The organism is Microcystis ichthyoblabe FBCC-A1114 (assembly GCF_050500245.1).
Lineage (GTDB): Bacteria > Cyanobacteriota > Cyanobacteriia > Cyanobacteriales > Microcystaceae > Microcystis > Microcystis ichthyoblabe_A.
Genome location: NZ_CP191408.1, coordinates 2280155 through 2297654, shown reverse-complemented (window position 1 = coordinate 2297654; position 17500 = coordinate 2280155). Strand labels below are relative to the sequence as shown.

Here is a 17500-nt window from a genome sequence, read left to right as displayed (position 1 = left end):
ATTAAGCATAATCTCTTAAAACGTAGCCTACTCCTCGCACTGTCTGGATCAAACGTTTAGGATTAGCAGACTCCAACTTAACCCGTAAGGCACGAATATACACTTCAATAATATTAGAATCGCCCATAAAATCGTAACCCCAAACGGTTTCGAGAATTTGCTCGCGAGTGAGTACCTGCCGGGGATGACGTAAGATAAACTCTAATAAGTCAAACTCTTTAGCCGTTAATTCAATCAATTGACTATCTCGATACACTTCCCGAGCAAGACAATTCAAGGTCAAATCTTCAAAAGTAAATATATTTAAATCTTGGGCATGGGTGCGACGTAAACGAGCTTTCACCCGAGCTAAGAGTTCTTCCATGCTAAAAGGTTTAGTAACATAATCATCGGCTCCGGCATTTAAGCCCGTCACTCGATCGGGGATTTCATCTTTAGCTGTTAAAATAATAATCGGTGCTTCCATCCCGGTTTTTCGCAGTCGTAAACATAAATCTAATCCAGAAATAACCGGCAGCATCCAATCTAAAATTAACAAATCTGGTGAAGAATCCCTAGCGATTTTCAGTCCATCCATGCCATTAGAAGCAATAGTAACTTGATAGCCTTCCAAATGAAGTTCTGTCGCGATAAATTCGGCGAGCTTGGGATCATCTTCCACGAGAAGAATATGGTCGTTCATAACTGCGGTTGCCAGAGAGGTAGAATGATAGTAAAGGTACTGCCTTGACCGGGTTGAGAGCGGAGAGTGATGCGACCCTCCATTCCTTCAATTAGACTTTTAGCGATCGCTAAACCCAAACCCGTACCGTCTCGCGAGCGAGTCATCGACTCATCAACCCGATAAAACCGTTCAAAAATGCGATTTTGATGGGAGAGAGAGATACCGATTCCCCGATCGCGTACATGGATAAGAGCCGAATTAGCCTGCTTTTCTAAGATCAGATCGACCGGTTGCTCGGGGGTAGAATACTTGATCGCATTATCGAGCAAATTGATTAAAACTTGCTGTAATCGATCTTGGTCGCCACAAATTACCACATCTTCATTGGTTAATAATAAAGTCATCTTGCGATCGCTAACTTTTTGACTCATCGCCGCCACTTCTGTCAGCAAAGTATTGAGAATAATAGGATGGGAGCGAAAATGGAGATGACCGCTATCGGCACGGGCGAGATCGAGCAAATCTTGTAACATCCGGATAATTCTCTCGGTTTCTGACGTTGCTGTTTCCAGAGCTTGCTGTTGGTAGGGATTTAAATTAGTGCTGCGTCGCTGGAGACTTTGTAAATAACCGATCACGACTGTTAGAGGGGTACGCAGTTCATGGGAAACATTGCCGACAAACTGACGTTGCTGTTCCCAAGCTCCCGATAATCGCCACAACATCTGATTAAAAGCGGTAGCTAGTCCTAAAATTTCATCTGGCGCTTGTTCGAGTTGCAATTTCGCCCCATTTAAATCATCGGCAGAAACGGCACTAGCAATTTGACTCATGCGGGTCAGCGGCAACATAGCCTGACGGATCCGTTGGGAAATTAAGACAATTAAGCTCAATAGGACGAGAATACTCAGCCAAAATAAGCCCCATAACCCCGCCTGATATTTCTGGTGATCGGCCGTGATATCTTGGGATAGATACAATTTCCCCGACAGTTGACCCTTGATAGCCACAGGAGTGCCACATAAAACAATATCGCGTCCATCAAAGTGAATAATTTGGGGTGCATCGGGTACTCTGGTTAGGGATGCCGCCGCACGCATCTCGGTGACATTGCCATCGACTCCAGGAGACTGTCCCAACAGTTGTCCATCGGAGTTTTTAACCCAGATGACTAACCCCGCAGTGGAGACTCGCTCAATGGTTTTTTCTAATCCCGTAGTCAGGGATCCCATCTGAGCGTACATTTCCAACTGCTCAGGAAAACGCTTGGCGATATATTCTAGAGTTTGTTTATGGGCAGCGACTAAATTCTGCTCCATTTGCCAACCGGCCCAAATGGCTACGCTACCAAGTCCGATAATCGAGATGGTCAATAGTTCTAAGGTTAAGCGAAACTGAAGCGAGCTAGTAGAAACAGGTTTACTGGGCAAAAATTGCCCAAAAATGCCGACAAGGCGAGGTAGCTTCATGGGTGTATGGTTAGTGATCAAAAATAGGGAGATTTAAAAATTTTTCGCCGTACCTTGTCCGAGATCGAACTGGAAACGCTGACTATAGTTAGTTTCACCGTACAGGTTAAAGCTCAGGGTTGGCTCATCTCCGATCGCTTCTACATGGTGAATAGCAGCTGGCATTAAGCAGAGAATATCACCCGGGACGAGTAGGCGATCGCCGACTTTTCTGATCTGATCCGGTAATTCGGGGGTGGGGGAACGTTGCCAGAAGCTGTTTTTTTCCTGTCCCTTTAACAAAGCTACTACCCCCCAACAACCATGATTATGAATCGGGGAAGTGCTACCCACAGACCAAGCGACCAGTTGTACTGTCAGGGGAAAAAATGGCTCATCGTAGAGGGTTAATACCTCCCAACCGGTTTCGGGATTGGGTTCTAGACTAAGAATATCTAACCAGGGTGAATTGTTTAAGAGTTGGCGAACTAGAATCCGAATTGCTTCTAATCGTGAGCGATCATCGCTAATCTGGGTTAAGGTATCTTCGAGATCGGATAAAAAGCGATAGAGCCAGTAGGGATGGGATAATTCGGAGTTTGTGGGGGTTATTTCGTAGGCCGAGCATTGCCCATGATTATCCACCAACCAGTCGTTTCCTGTCATAGTTGCGAAATAATGGTTTAAATTAGCATATTAGGGCGAAAAGTTGTCTTTTAGCCGCAATTAACGGGTTTCTTCTTGATTTTATCAGCAAGATTTCGGGAAAAGATGATCCCTTCGTGATCGGTAGATGAATTTTTGCTGAAAAGATGGAAGGACGATTCTCCTGGATGGATGAGGGCAATTGCCAGTTAAAGTCAGATTTTTTATCTATTATCTATCTGGTCTTCATCTGAGACTCAGGTTTCTAGAATTTAATCTTAACTGTCAGCTACACTGGTTTCCTCCGGTGGCAAGCTGGATTCTTCCGGGGTAATACCCTTGACTTACCAAAAAATCTCTAATCTTAATTGGAAAATTTAACTCATGCGTAAACCATCAGCGTTATTATGGCTCGGTCTTTGTCTTAGTAGTTTAGCGGTTACGGTTTCCCTGGTGGCCGGAACATCGGCGAAAACCTTGACTAATTCTGATTCAGTGGTCAGTAAAGGTACTTTTAGTATTGCCCAAGCTAATCCCTGTGCCTCGAAAAATCCCTGCGCTGGCACTGATCCCTGTGCCTCGAAAAATCCCTGCGCTGCTAAACATGGTAATGTGGGCGGTCCCTTAGCGCGACAATTGCAAGGAAAACCAGTGGTTGTCGATATCTATGCTAGTTGGTGTCCTGCCTGTAAAAATGTTGCACCCACTCTTTCCCAACTTAAAAAAGATTACGCGGGTAAAGCTAATTTTATCGTCTTAGATGTCAGCGATCGCTCGAAAGCGGCCCAATCGGCCCGCAAAGCCCAAGAATTGGGTCTAGGTCGTTTTTTTGAGGCGAATAAGTCCCAAACTGGCATGATTGCGATTATTGATCCCGCTACGGGCAATATTTTGGCACAATACCGGAATAATGCCGATAAATCCGCCTATTCCTCCGTACTGAACTCGGCTATTAATAAAAAATAGTCGAAGATTGCCCAGCTTGGGGAGTACCAGCGATCGCCAAGTACTCCCAGGGCAATTTTATTTTTTGGATCATTTCAGGAGAATTTTATGCGACGAATATCGGAGTCAGTCGAAGGGTTGAAACCCGACAAAAAAGCGAAAATATCGAAAAAATTATTATTTTATCTGGTTTTAGGGCTTCTAGCTCTTATTTTAGTCCTTACTATCGGACCAATTATCGGCCATCCTCTGGAAAGAGCAATCTCGATCATCGAAAATAGCTATCAGCAATGGTTAGATCGACAAGATACAAACAATCCTCTAGTTTTACTGCCCCTAGCTTTTTTGGGTGGCGTAATTGCCAGCATATCTCCCTGTATTCTGGCACTATTGCCCGTTAACCTCAGCTATATCGGCACCCTGAAAATAGAATCTCGTTGGGATGCCTTCAGCAAAGCAGGTTTATTTGTCCTAGGAGCGGTGACAATTTTAAGTCTTTTTGGTTTAGTTTCTTCCTTTGCCGGGACGGTAATGGTGGAGTACCGAGGTTATATTAATATTGTTGTCGGTTTGATTATGGCGGTCATGGGTCTGTGGTTATTGGGAGTAATTAAGCTACCTTTACCGCAAATGAACTTAAATCTCCCCCAAGCAGGCCCCTACGGAGTCGGATTAACTTTTGCTCTTGTTAGCTCTCCCTGTGCTAGTCCTGTCCTCTTTGCTGTTTTGGCCGCCGCTGCCGCTACTGGTTCTCAAGTCCTCGGCACCCTGACCATGGTTAGTTATGCTCTTGGTTATACGATTCTCATTTTCTTGGCCAGTTTATTTACTGGTCTAGCCAAACAAAGCCGGAATTTATTGCAACATTCCGAGACGATTATCCGTTTAGGTAGCGTGGCACTGATGGTGACGGGAGCCTATTATTTAGTTACTGGTACTCAGTGGTTTATGGGCAGCTAAGATGGTAACTCTAGAGGGGGAATGCCAAAAAAGCCGCCAGATAAAATTTATTTTTCTACCTTAACCCGTTGAGTAACGACAACAATCCCATCTCCTTGAATTAAAATCGCCGATAACCAACGATTTTCTGGTGTTGCCGGCGCTTTTACCCGCTTAAATAAACCGCCGGACTGTAATAATTCCAATTCTAGGGGATTTGTATTAATATAGCGCTCAATATCTACTTTCTCATCGATCGCCGCTCCAGCCAATAAATCATCCCCTAAAGGTTCGCGAACAATCACATCAAAATCAAATTCTTCACCCACTTTCACCCTTTCGGGAATTTTCACTTGAATACTGGGGGGATTTTTGCCAGTATTTAACTCAACTCTCTCGCTTAAAATCTCCTGATAAACCAGTTTATTACCCTGAAATTGTTGACGAGAACGAATCGTGGCATTCATTCCCACCACTCGTCCCTGCACCTTTCCCGTCCCAGTAATTTTAGTAATTGTATTGGCCGTTAACTTGTCCCCGGAACGACTCCAAGATTCGAGGGTTGTGGTGTATTGTAGATTGTTATAACGTTCCCAAAAATGAGTTAAAGCTTTTTGAGTTTTTTCGTAGGTCAAACCATCGGAATTAGTAAATTTCGGACTATAAAACTCCATCAATTGCTTGAGATCCCGCTCATTAGCGGCCGTTTCGATTTTGGAGATAAGGGTTTTTAAATTAGCCGGAGCAGTTTCTGGCTTTTCGGCCCGCAGACCGGTGGCAAGGGTCAAAGTTAACCCCAAACCTAACAGCAACGATAGGGAAAAATTGAGGGATTGACGAAAAAATTTATTGGGAATCGTGTTCAAGTTACGCATTAGTGATAGTTTGTGTAAGGATCGATCAATAACTATGGTAGATTATTTCATTCTAGGGCTGAATTTACCCTCTCTCGAATTATGGCACGCACTCCAACCCGTCTCCTGATTGCCGCTAGTGGTACTGGTGGTCATTTATTTCCCGCTTTGGCCCTGGCCGAGCGTTTGCCGGATTACGAGATTGAATGGTTAGGAGTTCCAGACCGTCTGGAACAGTCCTTAGTTCCAAAAACCTATCCCCTGCACAGCATCCCGATTGAGGGGTTTCAAACCCGTTTCGGGTTAAAAACTCTCAAGATTCTGTTCGGTCAACTGCGGGCCATTTGGCAAGTGCGTAATTTAATCAAAAAACGTCAGATAGCGGCAGTTTTTACCACCGGGGGTTATATTGCAGGACCGACCATTTTAGCGGCTCGTTTAGCCAATATTCCCGTCATCCTACACGAATCTAACTACATACCGGGCAAAGTCACGAAAGTTCTCGGTCGCTGGTGCGATACGGTTGCCCTCGGTTTTCAGGGAACCGCCAGCTATTTACCCGGCACTCGCACTACTTGGGTTAGTACGCCTGTACGGGAGCAGTTTCTCATTCCCCAGTCCCTAGATTTACCGATTCCAGAGGATGCTTTTTTAATTGTCGTTGCCGGTGGTTCTCAAGGGGCCGTGGCTCTTAATCAAATTGTCCGGCAAAGCGCTCCCCAATGGTTAGAAAAAGGCATTTATATCGTGCATCTCACGGGAGAAAACGACCCCGAAGCGGATAGTTTGCGCCATTCTAACTATTTTTCCCGGCCTTTTTACGACAATATGGCGGGATTATGGCAAAGAGCTAATCTGGCTATCAGTCGCTCCGGTGCCGGCACTTTAACAGAATTAGCGATCACTTGTACGCCTTCGATTTTAATTCCCTATCCTTTTGCTGCCGAAGACCATCAGTTCTACAATGCCAAAGTTTTCGCCGAAGCTCAAGCCGCTTATCTTTATCGTCAAAATGAGTTAACTGCTCAGTTTTTAGGCGAATTAGTCCTCGATTTATGGTCTAATCCCGAAAAATTGGCCGCCATGGCTCAACAAGCTTCTCATCTAGCTATTAGTGATAGTGCCGATTTATTAGCCGATTTGTTGAGAAGAAAGAGTCAAAAAGATAGTTTTTGAAACAAATCGGCCACGGGAAAAGTGAACCCCGGAACCACATCTTCCCCCTCCAAAAAATCTCCTGATGTTAATAATCCCTGCGGTTCGTACCCAGAACGATAAACTAAGACATAGTGTTGACCTGGACTGATAACCCAGAGCAAACGAGTCCCATTGGCAAAATATTCAGCAATTTTGTCCTCGATTTCTGCCACTGTATTCCCTGGAGAGAGAATTTCTACCACTAAATCGGGACCACCTTCTAAAAAACCCGTCGGCAATTCTTCCAATCCTTGCAGACGTTCCTTAGCAAAAAAAGCTATATCAGGAGAGCGTTTATTGCCATTTTTCATAGTAAAAGCAGTGCTGGAGTCCAATAATACCCCTAGTTTTCGAGATGTTACTAAAGCGAATAAAGCAGCACTTAAAATAATGGCAATATAACCGTGTAAAGCCCCAGAATTGCCCAGATTAATTAACTCTCCCTTGACTAATTCGTAACAATTGCCATCGTCAGGTAACGCCATAAACTCTGCATCAGTCCATACTTTTGTCTCTGGAGTTTTAATCACAGTATTTTCTCGAATAGACATAATTTATCCTCGGTAAATATTCACAAGTAAAACCCTTAAAGAATTTCCTGTAACATCCGATTGGCCTGGGAAGCGTAACCACCACCAAATAAATTAAAGTGGTTGAGAATATGGTAGAGATTGTAAAGAGTTTTGCGCTTTTGATAACCAGCATCGAGGGGGAAAACATCGTTATAACCCCGATAAAAAGCCGCCGGAAAACCGCCAAAAAGTTCCGTCATGGCTAAATCTACCTCCCGGTCTCCCCAATAGGTGGCAGGGTCTAAAATTACTGGTTCCCCATCGACGGTAATTGCCGCATTTCCCGACCACAAATCACCGTGGACGAGGGAGGGATGGGGTTGATGCTGACTCAACATCTCGCTAATAGCGGGAATAACTTGATCCTCGTCGGGAAAATTGCCGCCGCGCTCCTTTGCAAGTCTTAATTGATAGCCAATACGCTGATGAGCGAAAAAATCCGCCCAATTGTTACTAATGGTATTAATCTGGGGAGTAGAACCAATGGTATTATTACAATGCCAACCAAAGCGATCGGATAAAGAAACTTGATGTAAATGAGCTAAATTTCGCCCCATTTTTTCCCAGCTTTGACTATCGCCACCGCCGAATTCTAGCCACTCTAGCACTAAATAACTAGATTTATCGGCAATTCCCCAACAAATTGGCTCTGGAACCCTGATAGTCTTGGTGGCGTGAATTTGCTTTAATCCTAAAGCTTCGGCTGCAAACATGGCCTCTTGGTTCGCTTGGTTAATCTTAACGAAATAAATTAAACCATTGCCACTAACGGCATAACCCTGATTGATACAGCCTCCACTAACGGGACGACTTTTCTCGATTTCAAAGGGTTTTTCCGTGGTTTGGGTAATATGTCGAGCAATTTGAGTCCACATGGTTTATCAGTTATCAGTTATCAGTTATCAGTTGTAAGTTTTAAGTTATCAGTTATCAGATGTAAGTTATCAGATGTAAGTTTTAAGTTATTTAGTTATTTATTTATTTATTTTCATCTTTATCCCTGTTCACTGTTTACTGATTACTGTTCACTGATTACTGTTCACTGATTACTGTTCACTGATTACTGATTACTGAATTGGTCTCACCACCACCACACCGTAAGCGTTAGGATTTAAATACTCTTGACAGGCATTTTGAATATCCTCTAAAGTGAGGGCTTCAATGTGTTGGGGATAACAAAAAGCTGGTTGTAAATCACCGATCTGAGTATGATAATAACCGTAAAGGTTGGCTCGATCGCTCGGTCTTTCATTGCTAAAAATAAACCGATTGGCCACTTGGGTTTTAACTCGTGCCAGTTCAGCAACTGTCACAGCTTCCTGTTGAATTTGTCCAATCTGTGCTATGATCTCTCTCTCCACTTGCTCGATATTTTCCGAGGCTAATTGGGCCGACACGGAAAACACCCCTTGCACTGCTTGGGACATATTACTGGCAGTTATTTGGGAAACTAAGCCCTTTTCTTGGCGCAGAGATTGAAATAATCGCGATACCTTGCCCTGACCCAGAATAGCCGCTAAAACATCGAGAGGATAGGTTTTTTCTAAGTCTCTCAACCCCGGCACTTTCCAAAATAGGATTAAGCGGGCCTGCTGCAAATTTTCATCCTCGTATTCTTGACGGATAATCTCGTTAAAGGGAGCTTCGGGCTGTAGATTAGCGATAGGATGGGAAATAAGCCCAGAATTGCCCTTACTGCCTAAAGTATCTAGAGAATCGCTCACAATAGCCATTAAATCATCTACAGGCAAATTACCCACCACCGCCACCGTCATCCATTCGGGACGATACCAAGTCCGATGAAAATCGCGCATTTGTTGAGCAGTGAGATTTTCAATCACTGCCATCGGACCCAACACCGGACGACGATAGGGTAAAACTTGAAAACAAGTCTCCATGGTGCGATAAAAAGTGCGACGACGGGGATTATCCTGAGAACGACGAATTTCTTCTAAAATAACCTGTCTTTCCCGTTCAAAAGCTTCATCAGGGATTAAAGCGTCTAAAACCACTTCTAGCTGCAGCGGAGCCAGATGGGCGAAGTCCTGCGGGGCAGTGGTAATGTAATAATGGGTGTATTCCTGGCTAGTAGCGGCATTAGTCACTGCTCCCCTCGATTCGATCGCCCGTTCAAATTCACCACTGTCTAAGTTAGGGGTTCCCTTAAAAACCATGTGTTCAAGAAAATGAGCCATCCCATTGATCTGATCCGATTCTAAGGCCGAGCCGACCTGCAGCCAAACATTGAGATTAACCGCTTCTACCGGTTGACTTTCGGCAATAATCGTTAAACCATTGGCAAGACGGTGCAGAATCGGAGTGTTAAGCGTGGCAGGTTTCCCTAGGATAGCCGTCATTCTTTATTAGTCCTCGGTGATCACTCTGGCAAAAATTGTCCCTTTTCTCTATTGTAGTCCCAGACTTTCACAGAGCAAACAAGATCAGGTGTTGGCAGGCTTTTTGGCTGTGGTCGGTAAACAGTAAACTGAAAACTCAAATCTGATCACTGATAACTGATAACTGATCACTGATAACTGAATCGCCCCTCTTGCCTCTGAGAAAAAAAAATGCTATGATAAAACCAAATCGGGCTTCTACGTTGGTGACTGCCTTTCAAGTTTTTTGATCTATGCTTGATTGTGATAAGGGAGCAAATAACCAATCCGTGTGGTAGTAAACCGAGCTTGTACTCGGAAACAGAAACGCGGAATATAAGTTCCCACCTGGTTAACCCAGGTCATAAACTTAGGTAAAACGGCGTAGCGGTCTTTTCAAGTTTTTCGAGCATATATAGGCCAAATTATGGGGAGATTTCCTGTACTTCCTTAGTTTTGCCCTCTTGGTTGGTCAAAAAAGCCAGTATCTATATTTTTTTCTAGGTTAAAGACTGCTGTTTTCGGTAACGCTTGTCACCGCTAAATTGTGACAATCCGGACTACACTAGGGAGAAATTTATGAATTATTGTTAAGCAATGACTGAAAAACAGCCAAGAGTTGTTATCATCGGCGGCGGATTTGCGGGTTTATACACGGCCAAAGCCCTAAAAAACGCCCCCGTTCATGTTATCCTCATCGATAAGCGAAATTTCCATCTTTTTCAGCCCCTCCTCTATCAAGTCGCTACTGGGGCGCTGTCTCCGGCCGATATCTCCTCACCTTTGCGCTTAATCCTACGGGGTCATGACAATACAGATATTCTCCTCGATCATGCCATAGATATAGATCCAGTCAAGGGAGAAGTGATCTTGGAAGATCACCCACCGATCGCCTACGATCAATTAGTTATTGCCACGGGAGTCAGTCATCACTATTTTGGCAATGATCAATGGCAGCCCTACGCTCCAGGGTTAAAAACCATTGAAGATGCAGTAGAAATGCGTCGTCGCATCTATCTTGCTTTCGAGAAGGCCGAGAAAGAAATCGATGCCGAAAAGCGGCAAGCTTTATTAACTTTTGTTATTGTCGGTGGTGGACCGACGGGGGTAGAATTAGCAGGAGCGATCGCAGAAATTGCCCACGGTGCGCTTAGGTCTGATTTTCACCAGATTAACCCCACAGAAGCGAAAATTTTGCTTTTAGAAGGGATGGATCGAGTATTACCCCCATATTCACCCGATTTATCCGCTAAAGCTGCCGCTTCTCTCACAAAATTAGGGGTGACAGTGCAAACTAACAGCATCGTTACCAATATTGTTGAAGGTTGTGTCAGCGTCCGTCAGGGAGAAAAGACGACAGAAATCGCGGCCGAAACAATTTTATGGGCAGCAGGAGTAAAAGCATCGAGAATGGGGCGAATTTTGGCCGAAAGAACCGGGGTAAATCTTGATCGCGTCGGCCGGGTAATCGTCGAACCCGATTTAAGTATCGCCGGTTATGGCAATATTTTTGTGATCGGGGATCTGGCTAATTTTGCCCATCAGGGAGATAAACCTTTACCCGGAATTGCCCCCGTGGCCATGCAGGAGGGCGAATATCTGGCGAATTTATTAATTTCTCGCCTAAAAGGGCAAACTATTCAACCTTTTCATTATATCGATCGAGGTAGTCTGGCAGTTATCGGCCAAAATGCGGCCGTGGTTGATTTGGGATTTGTCAAGTTTTCCGGGTTTATCGCTTGGTTAGTCTGGGTTTGGGCTCATATTTACTATCTGATCGAATTTGATAATAAATTAGTGGTGATGGTGCAATGGGGTTGGAATTATTTTACCCGCGGTCGTGGCGCTCGTTTGATTACGGGAGAGGGGCAGAATTTAGCCTCGGGACAATTGCCGCAAAATAACGGCCAAAATAATAATAATCTTGCCGTTTCTAACCAGAAGGAAACTCTCTCTCCACCGATTGTGAAAGTGTGAAAAAATAGCCGTGATTATCTAGTTATCAGTTAGCCGGTAAAAACAATCGATCATGAAAATAGAACATCCTAACAGTCTAGAAATTACCCCAGAGGAAAGCCAAGAATTAGAATATTTACGAGTTACAATTGAACGAGCGATCAAAGATGGTGTGATCACAAGAATAGAATTTGAATCGATTAAAACAATCATGTTTTCTAATAAGAAAAATAATCCCGACCAAATCCTCCGGCAAGTGACACTCTATCGCCATTTAGTCGTTGAAAAAATGAATAATGGCGAACTAATTTTTGAATCTCCCCAATAGGGCGAAATTCCTTTTTTAGCTATTTAGTACAAATGCTCAAACTTTCTTTCCCTTCTTCCCACTCCCCACTATCCTATACCTTTTAAACGGGATTTAGTAAGTAGCTAGACACAATTAATTAGGGCTTGCGGCAAAAAGTACGGGCGAAGCATTCGGATAGAAAATCTACGATTTCACCGATAGGTTATTGCCCGAATGCTTCGCCCCTACAGGACTCGGGCTGATGAAGACGCAAGGTTTTTAACGACGATTCTCTCAAAATCTTGCACCTGTTTCGCGAGAAAAGCCATAAAACTCTTACGTTGCCTACATTTCACATTTATTCAGCAAGCCCTAATTATACATATCTAAACACCTCTTGCCTTTTGCCTCCGGCCTTTATTAGCTTATTCTTTTTTGTCGCTACCCGGAAAAGCTCGACCTTGAATATTTTCTAAAGCTGAAACTGCCGCCCTGGAACCAGCCATAATATCTCGTTCTTCTCCACCTAAATATAAGCGGCCAAAACTGCCCACGGAAGTAACGTGTAGGATATTAATTAAAGCGGCTTTTTCGGCCTGATTAGCGGCCAGGGAAGCGTAGGCGGCCGGTTGCACTTCTAGAACGTATAAAGTCTGTCCCGCCATTAACATCATACCCCGAGAACTACGGTTAATTAATTGGGCTTGGTAAGCGTCAATGTTGCGAATAATTTGGCTAGAGACAATTTGCGGTTTCAGACAATCGCGCTGACTAACGCCTAAATACTGCAAAATTGCCTGACCGGCCGCCCTGACCTCTCCCTGACTGCTAGAATGGAGTTCTAAGAGTCCATAGAGTCGTTCTACGAATAGAACCCCCGGACGAACCACGGCGGATTTGAGGGCAATATCGGTGATGCGATTAATCTCGATGCCGGGGGAAATTTCAATCCAGAGGGAAGCATCCCCGGGTAAGGGTAAAAATCCTTGGGCGACTGTACCGATGTAAGCGGCGTGTTGAAGCTGTAAATTGTCAAGATAAACGTAACTGCGAAGTTCTACACCCAAGCTAATTTCTCCCTCTCTGGTCTATCTTAAAAGTTATGGGGACAGTGATAGGTTTTGCCGCCCTATCGATCGCCTTGAGGCTACAGTTAGACCTAAAATGTCTTTCAGTCCTGTTTCTGTCCTCTAGCCAATCCCCATGCAAACCCCGGAGCGACGATTAATCAATCCTTAATTAGGGCTTAGGCATTACCATCTTTCACTATAGTATAGAATTGGTGGCCTTTAAATTTGCCTGATAGAAAGGGTAAAAAACTATAATTATGGGTACAAACTAAGGGAAAAACCAGCATGACGATTCTTTTAGGGGGAGATATCGGGGGAACTAAAACAATCCTGCGTTTAGTGGATTGCTAAAACTCATCGGATAGTCCCCAACCCCTGCTAACTACTCTCGATCAAGAAATTTATCCTAGTGAACAATACCCCGATCTGGTGCCGATCGTCTGGCAGTTTTTGGCCCGACAGGCTACTATTCCCCCAGTGGCAAAAGCTTGTTTCGGTATTGCAGGTCCGGTGGTTAACAATAGTTCCGAATTGACTAATTTAAGTTGGTCTCTAACTGGCGATCGCCTAAGCCGTGAGCTGCAGATTGAGCGAGTAAAATTAATTAATGATTTTGCGGCGATCGGTTATGGGGTGTTAGGATTAGCCCCAGAGGAGCTGCACAATCTACAGTCGGCCCCAGCAGTACCAGAGGCCCCGATTGCGGTTATCGGTGCGGGAACGGGGTTAGGAGAGGGTTTTTTGATTCCTATCTCGAAGGGTAAATATCGGGTCTTTGCTACTGAGGGATCCCACGCCGATTTTGCCCCTCGATCGAGTTTAGAATATCAACTATTAAATTATCTCTTGGAACTCTATAATATCGAGCGAATTTCGGTGGAGCGAGTGGTTTCTGGTCCTGGAATCACTTCTATCTATCGATTTCTCCACGATAGTAACTATAGTCAGTCATCACCGGCCATGGCGGAAATTTACCGCACTTGGTTAGCAGAAATGGATAAACCGCAAAAAACCGTCGATTTAGCGGCTAAAATTGCCAGTTTTGCCCAAGATAACTCGGATCATCTCTGTTATCAAACCATGAAAATCTTTGTCGAGGCCTACGGTGCGGAAGCGGGCAATTTAGCCCTGAAGTTGCTTCCCTACGGAGGATTATACATCGCGGGAGGGATTGCGGCCAAAAATCTTCCCCTAATGACGGAGGGTCGCTTTATGAAGGCTTTTCGGGCTAAAGGTCGGATGAGGGAGCTATTAAGCAATATTCCCGTTCATATCGTCCTTAATGCCCAAGTGGGACTGATGGGGGCGGTTTACTGTGCTAGTCAGCTATGAGCGATGGTTTACTGGGGGTAGCTAGGGATTATTTTCAGGTGGTGATTCGGTAGTAGTGATGGAGGCTTAATCCTTTCCTTTGCTGTGCATTAGAACTCTTGCAAATTAATTATATGTTATGATGGTAGGCTAACTAATTTTTTGGGAAAATTAGCCAATTAGTGCATTTTTTCTGAATGAAAACCTGAAGTTTTACTTTTAACTCAAAACTCTTTATATATGCTTTAATTTGGTTATCAAAACCTCTTTATTTAAGCTGCAGAAACCATCTCAATTTTTATTATTGAGAATAAATTATCCTTGACTGGATTAATGTTTGGCAACTTTTAAGAAGTTGCTATAACTATTCCTAACTCATAGTTATAAATAGTCGTCAAAAAGTTAACTTTTAAACTATATCTTCGACGACAATTCCGATATTTACGCGATAATATTTTCAAGATTTTGAGTTTCCTATTTATAGGTTAAATGATAATCCTTTCTTTGGCTAAAGCATTGTTATACTCCTTTTATAACTCTGTTAATTTTCTATTTTTCGGTTTCTTTTTCAGTGTATAACTATTACTATGGTATGCATCTATTCCCTGATAATCATTGTCTTCTCTGCTGGGAGTTAAAGGATGAAACCGAACTCGACTTTTTTAAAATAAACTAAAATCGTGACCTCTAGCTTTCCCACAACAGACACAGATAATTTCCTCGGTATTTTTATCAGCTACTAATTGAGATTTTAAAGTATGATAACCTCTTTTACCACCAAAAAAAATTTTCTGTTTCTTTTTGGGGAGTTCCCTGGGAGTTTCCGTTACATCCATTACCGTTATGACCGGTATCTCTGCTTGATTTAGTAGAGCTTTTTTTCCTTTTAAACGGAAGTTTCCCGATTGTAAAAGCATTTTTTCCGTCTTATTTACAATCCTAACTTTATACCAAATAGGAACTGGAGATACTGCCTAGGTCGGGGATGTAAGACCAAAAACTGGGTGTAAGTCGGTTTTGAGGCAATCCCCCGTGACATAGGAAGTAGTTCACCTTGACTGGAATGTATAACACCCATTTCCTCCTACAGATACCTAGAGAGCGTTTCTGCTCAAATCGACGATCGACTCCTCCCTGACCATTAAGATAGCTGTTATCAGTAATTATCGGAAAATAAATCTCCATACCTTATTTCCTCGTGGCACAATAGAGACAAAGTATAAAAAACTTAACAATAAGGAGGAGTTCGATGGTTGCTACACCAGTCAAAACAAAACGTCTCACTGTGCAGGTGGCCGATCTCACCGCAGACATCACCGCTATTCGTTCCCTCGATTGGGATCGCGATCGCTTCGATATTGAATTCGGATTACAAAACGGTACGACTTATAACTCCTATCTGATTCGTGGGGAAAAAATCGCCCTTGTGGATACCTCTCACGAAAAATTCCGTCAACTATATTTTGATAGTCTCAACGGATTAATTAACCCCCAAGAAATCGATTATTTAATTATCAGTCATACTGAACCTGATCACAGTGGTTTAGTCAAAGATCTGCTACAACTCGCTCCCAATATTACCGTCGTTGGGTCGAAGGTAGCAATTCAGTTTTTAGAGAATTTAGTTCATCATCCCTTTCAACGTCAACTGGTCAAAAATGGCGATCAGTTAGACCTAGGCAATGGTCACATTCTCGAATTTGTTAACGCTCCTAATTTACACTGGCCCGATACTATCTTTACCTACGATCACGGTTCGGGAATTTTATTTACCTGTGATGCTTTTGGAATGCACTACTGTTCCGATGATCTTTACGATGAGCAATTAAGTGCTATTGAACCAGATTATCGCTTCTATTATGAATGTTTAATGGCTCCTAATGCTCGTTCCGTACTAGCGGCGATGAAACGGATGGAACCCCTAGGTAATATTAATCTCGTGGCTAATGGTCACGGACCAGTATTAAAACATAATGTTACTGAATTATTGACCCGTTATCGTGATTGGAGTCAAGCACAAACTAAGGCAGAAAAAACCGTCGCTGTTTTCTATATTTCCGATTATGGTTATAGTGATCGCCTCTGTCAATCCATTGCTAAAGGTATTACTAAAACTGGTTTAGCTGTAGAAACTCTAGACCTGAAATCCGCCGATCCCCAAGAGGTAAAAGAATTAGCTTCTTCTGCGGTGGGAATCGTCATCGGTACTCCCCCCGTTTCTGGTATTAATGCCCAAGAAATTACGGGAAATCTAGGCACAATTCTCGCCTCGGTTAACCCCAAACAATACCTCGGAATGTTTGAATCTAAAGGGGATGATGATGAATCAATTTTACCTCTATTTAATAAGTTTCGTGAAGTTGGTTTAACCAAAGCTTTTGATCCCATTCGTAGCGCAGAAACTCCTAACGAGAGTCTCTATCAACGCTGTGAAGAAGCGGGGACAGATATGGGACAACTATTAACCCAAGAGGTAAAAGTTAAACAAAGAAAATCCCTCGATACTGACCTTGATAAAGCCATCGGACGGATTAGCGGAGGTTTATATATTATTACCACCAAGAAAGGAGACAGAAGCGGTGCAATGGTCGCTTCTTGGGTGACGCAAGCAAGTTTTGATCCTCCCGGTTTTACCGTTGCTGTGGCCAAAGATCGGGCGATCGAGTCTTTACTGCAAGTGGGGGATCAATTCATTTTAAATATTCTGGAAGAAGGCAATTATCAAACCCTGATGAAACACTTTTTAAAACGTTTCGGACCTGGGGAAGATCGTTTTGCAGGAGTCAATACTCACACCGCTAATAATGGTTCCCCAATTTTAGCCGATGCTCTCGCTTATTTAGAATGTGAGGTCGCTAGTCGCATGGAATGTGCTGACCACTGGATTGTTTACAATAAAGTCACCGATGGTCGCGTTTCTAAACCTGATAGTTTAACGGCTGTTCACCATCGCAAAGTCGGTAATTATTATTAGGATTTTTGCTTGATTTGACTGGTTGAGAAAATACAGATCAAGATGTTTGCTCTCAGCTTTTGAGATGGTTTAACCTCTCAACCAGTTGGTCATACTAAATCCGTTGATTATAGGCTACATATCAGGATAGGCAATAGACAAAAGAAGTACAAGGGCATCCGAGGGGGTCAACGAGAGAATAAGGATTTTAGCGATTGTCTTACCCCCTCAGATGCTTATAGATTGTCACAACAATATAAATTTATCTTATGGTAATACTCA

At 43.4% G+C, this 17500-nt stretch carries 14 protein-coding genes, 1 other RNA gene and 2 pseudogenes; 8 read left to right on the top strand and 9 right to left on the bottom strand.

All coding sequences use genetic code 11. From position 1 onward, the window contains the following. Position 1 precedes the first annotated feature (1 nt). From ACQY1Y_RS11115 to ACQY1Y_RS11105, 3 genes are read right to left on the bottom strand one after another with little or no spacing between them, the layout of a single operon-like run. Positions 2–682: a response regulator transcription factor gene (locus tag ACQY1Y_RS11115; RefSeq protein WP_002731739.1), complete on the bottom strand. Its 681-nt coding sequence runs from the start codon at positions 680–682 to the stop codon at positions 2–4. Continuing rightward, complete coding sequence (locus tag ACQY1Y_RS11110) at positions 679–2133, bottom strand: sensor histidine kinase (RefSeq protein ID WP_430014576.1); 1455 nt, start codon at positions 2131–2133, stop codon at positions 679–681. Before ACQY1Y_RS11110 ends, ACQY1Y_RS11115 begins: the two co-directional genes overlap by 4 nt. A 33-nt stretch (positions 2134–2166) precedes the next feature. After that, positions 2167–2778, bottom strand: coding sequence for a hypothetical protein (locus ACQY1Y_RS11105; protein ID WP_002753673.1), 612 nt, complete (start codon positions 2776–2778; stop codon positions 2167–2169). Positions 2779–3141: 363 nt separating this feature from the next. On the opposite strand from ACQY1Y_RS11105, the gene ACQY1Y_RS11100 reads away from it, so the two are divergent. Then, entirely contained in the window at positions 3142–3723 is a 582-nt protein-coding gene (locus ACQY1Y_RS11100) for a TlpA family protein disulfide reductase (RefSeq protein ID WP_430014575.1), read from the top strand. 87 nt (positions 3724–3810) lie between these two features. Next, positions 3811–4662, top strand: coding sequence for a cytochrome c biogenesis CcdA family protein (locus ACQY1Y_RS11095; protein WP_130758043.1), 852 nt, complete (start codon positions 3811–3813; stop codon positions 4660–4662). Between the two features lie 47 nt (positions 4663–4709). Here ACQY1Y_RS11095 and ACQY1Y_RS11090 read toward each other — a convergent pair whose 3' ends face one another. Next, on the bottom strand, positions 4710–5516 hold the full coding sequence (locus ACQY1Y_RS11090) for a nuclear transport factor 2 family protein (protein ID WP_430014574.1): 807 nt from the start codon (positions 5514–5516) through the stop codon (positions 4710–4712). 81 nt (positions 5517–5597) lie between these two features. Between ACQY1Y_RS11090 and murG the strand changes: the two genes are divergently transcribed. Beyond that, the gene (gene murG / locus ACQY1Y_RS11085) at positions 5598–6671 is read left to right on the top strand and encodes an undecaprenyldiphospho-muramoylpentapeptide beta-N-acetylglucosaminyltransferase (RefSeq protein ID WP_069474070.1); all 1074 of its coding nucleotides are present in this window, start codon (positions 5598–5600) and stop codon (positions 6669–6671) included. Here murG and ACQY1Y_RS11080 read toward each other — a convergent pair. From ACQY1Y_RS11080 to ACQY1Y_RS11070, 3 genes are all read right to left on the bottom strand, one after another. Beyond that, positions 6653–7243 (bottom strand): Uma2 family endonuclease, encoded by a 591-nt coding sequence (locus ACQY1Y_RS11080; RefSeq protein ID WP_430014573.1) that lies wholly within the window; start codon positions 7241–7243, stop codon positions 6653–6655. The genes murG and ACQY1Y_RS11080 overlap by 19 nt on opposite strands. Positions 7244–7278: 35 nt before the next feature. After that, complete coding sequence (locus ACQY1Y_RS11075; RefSeq protein WP_430014572.1) at positions 7279–8139, bottom strand: fructosamine kinase family protein; 861 nt, start codon at positions 8137–8139, stop codon at positions 7279–7281. A gap of 192 nt (positions 8140–8331) precedes the next feature. Further along, positions 8332–9621 (bottom strand): M16 family metallopeptidase, encoded by a 1290-nt coding sequence (locus ACQY1Y_RS11070; RefSeq protein WP_430014571.1) that lies wholly within the window; start codon positions 9619–9621, stop codon positions 8332–8334. 228 nt (positions 9622–9849) lie between these two features. Here ACQY1Y_RS11070 and ssrS point away from each other — a divergent pair. The 3 genes from ssrS (at position 9850) to ACQY1Y_RS11055 (ending at position 11923) form a co-directional block, all read left to right on the top strand. Beyond that, positions 9850–10037: non-coding RNA, 6S RNA (gene ssrS, locus ACQY1Y_RS11065), on the top strand. Between the two features lie 199 nt (positions 10038–10236). Then, complete coding sequence (locus ACQY1Y_RS11060) at positions 10237–11616, top strand: NAD(P)/FAD-dependent oxidoreductase (RefSeq protein ID WP_430014570.1); 1380 nt, start codon at positions 10237–10239, stop codon at positions 11614–11616. Between the two features lie 52 nt (positions 11617–11668). Beyond that, positions 11669–11923: a hypothetical protein gene (locus tag ACQY1Y_RS11055; RefSeq protein ID WP_002731866.1), complete on the top strand. Its 255-nt coding sequence runs from the start codon at positions 11669–11671 to the stop codon at positions 11921–11923. Between the two features lie 386 nt (positions 11924–12309). On the opposite strand, the gene ACQY1Y_RS11050 is transcribed toward ACQY1Y_RS11055, so the two are convergent. After that, positions 12310–12951: a bacterial microcompartment protein gene (locus tag ACQY1Y_RS11050; protein WP_002734433.1), complete on the bottom strand. Its 642-nt coding sequence runs from the start codon at positions 12949–12951 to the stop codon at positions 12310–12312. A 288-nt stretch (positions 12952–13239) separates the two neighbouring features. Here ACQY1Y_RS11050 and ACQY1Y_RS11045 point away from each other — a divergent pair. Then, positions 13240–14286, top strand: a pseudogene (locus ACQY1Y_RS11045) (glucokinase). Positions 14287–14612: 326 nt separating this feature from the next. Here the strand turns inward: ACQY1Y_RS11045 and ACQY1Y_RS11040 are convergent. Beyond that, positions 14613–15206: pseudogene (locus ACQY1Y_RS11040) on the bottom strand (transposase family protein); the annotation flags it as partial. A gap of 308 nt (positions 15207–15514) precedes the next feature. Between ACQY1Y_RS11040 and ACQY1Y_RS11035 the strand changes: the two are divergent. Beyond that, positions 15515–17239, top strand: coding sequence for a diflavin flavoprotein (locus ACQY1Y_RS11035; protein ID WP_430014569.1), 1725 nt, complete (start codon positions 15515–15517; stop codon positions 17237–17239). Positions 17240–17500 lie beyond the last annotated feature (261 nt).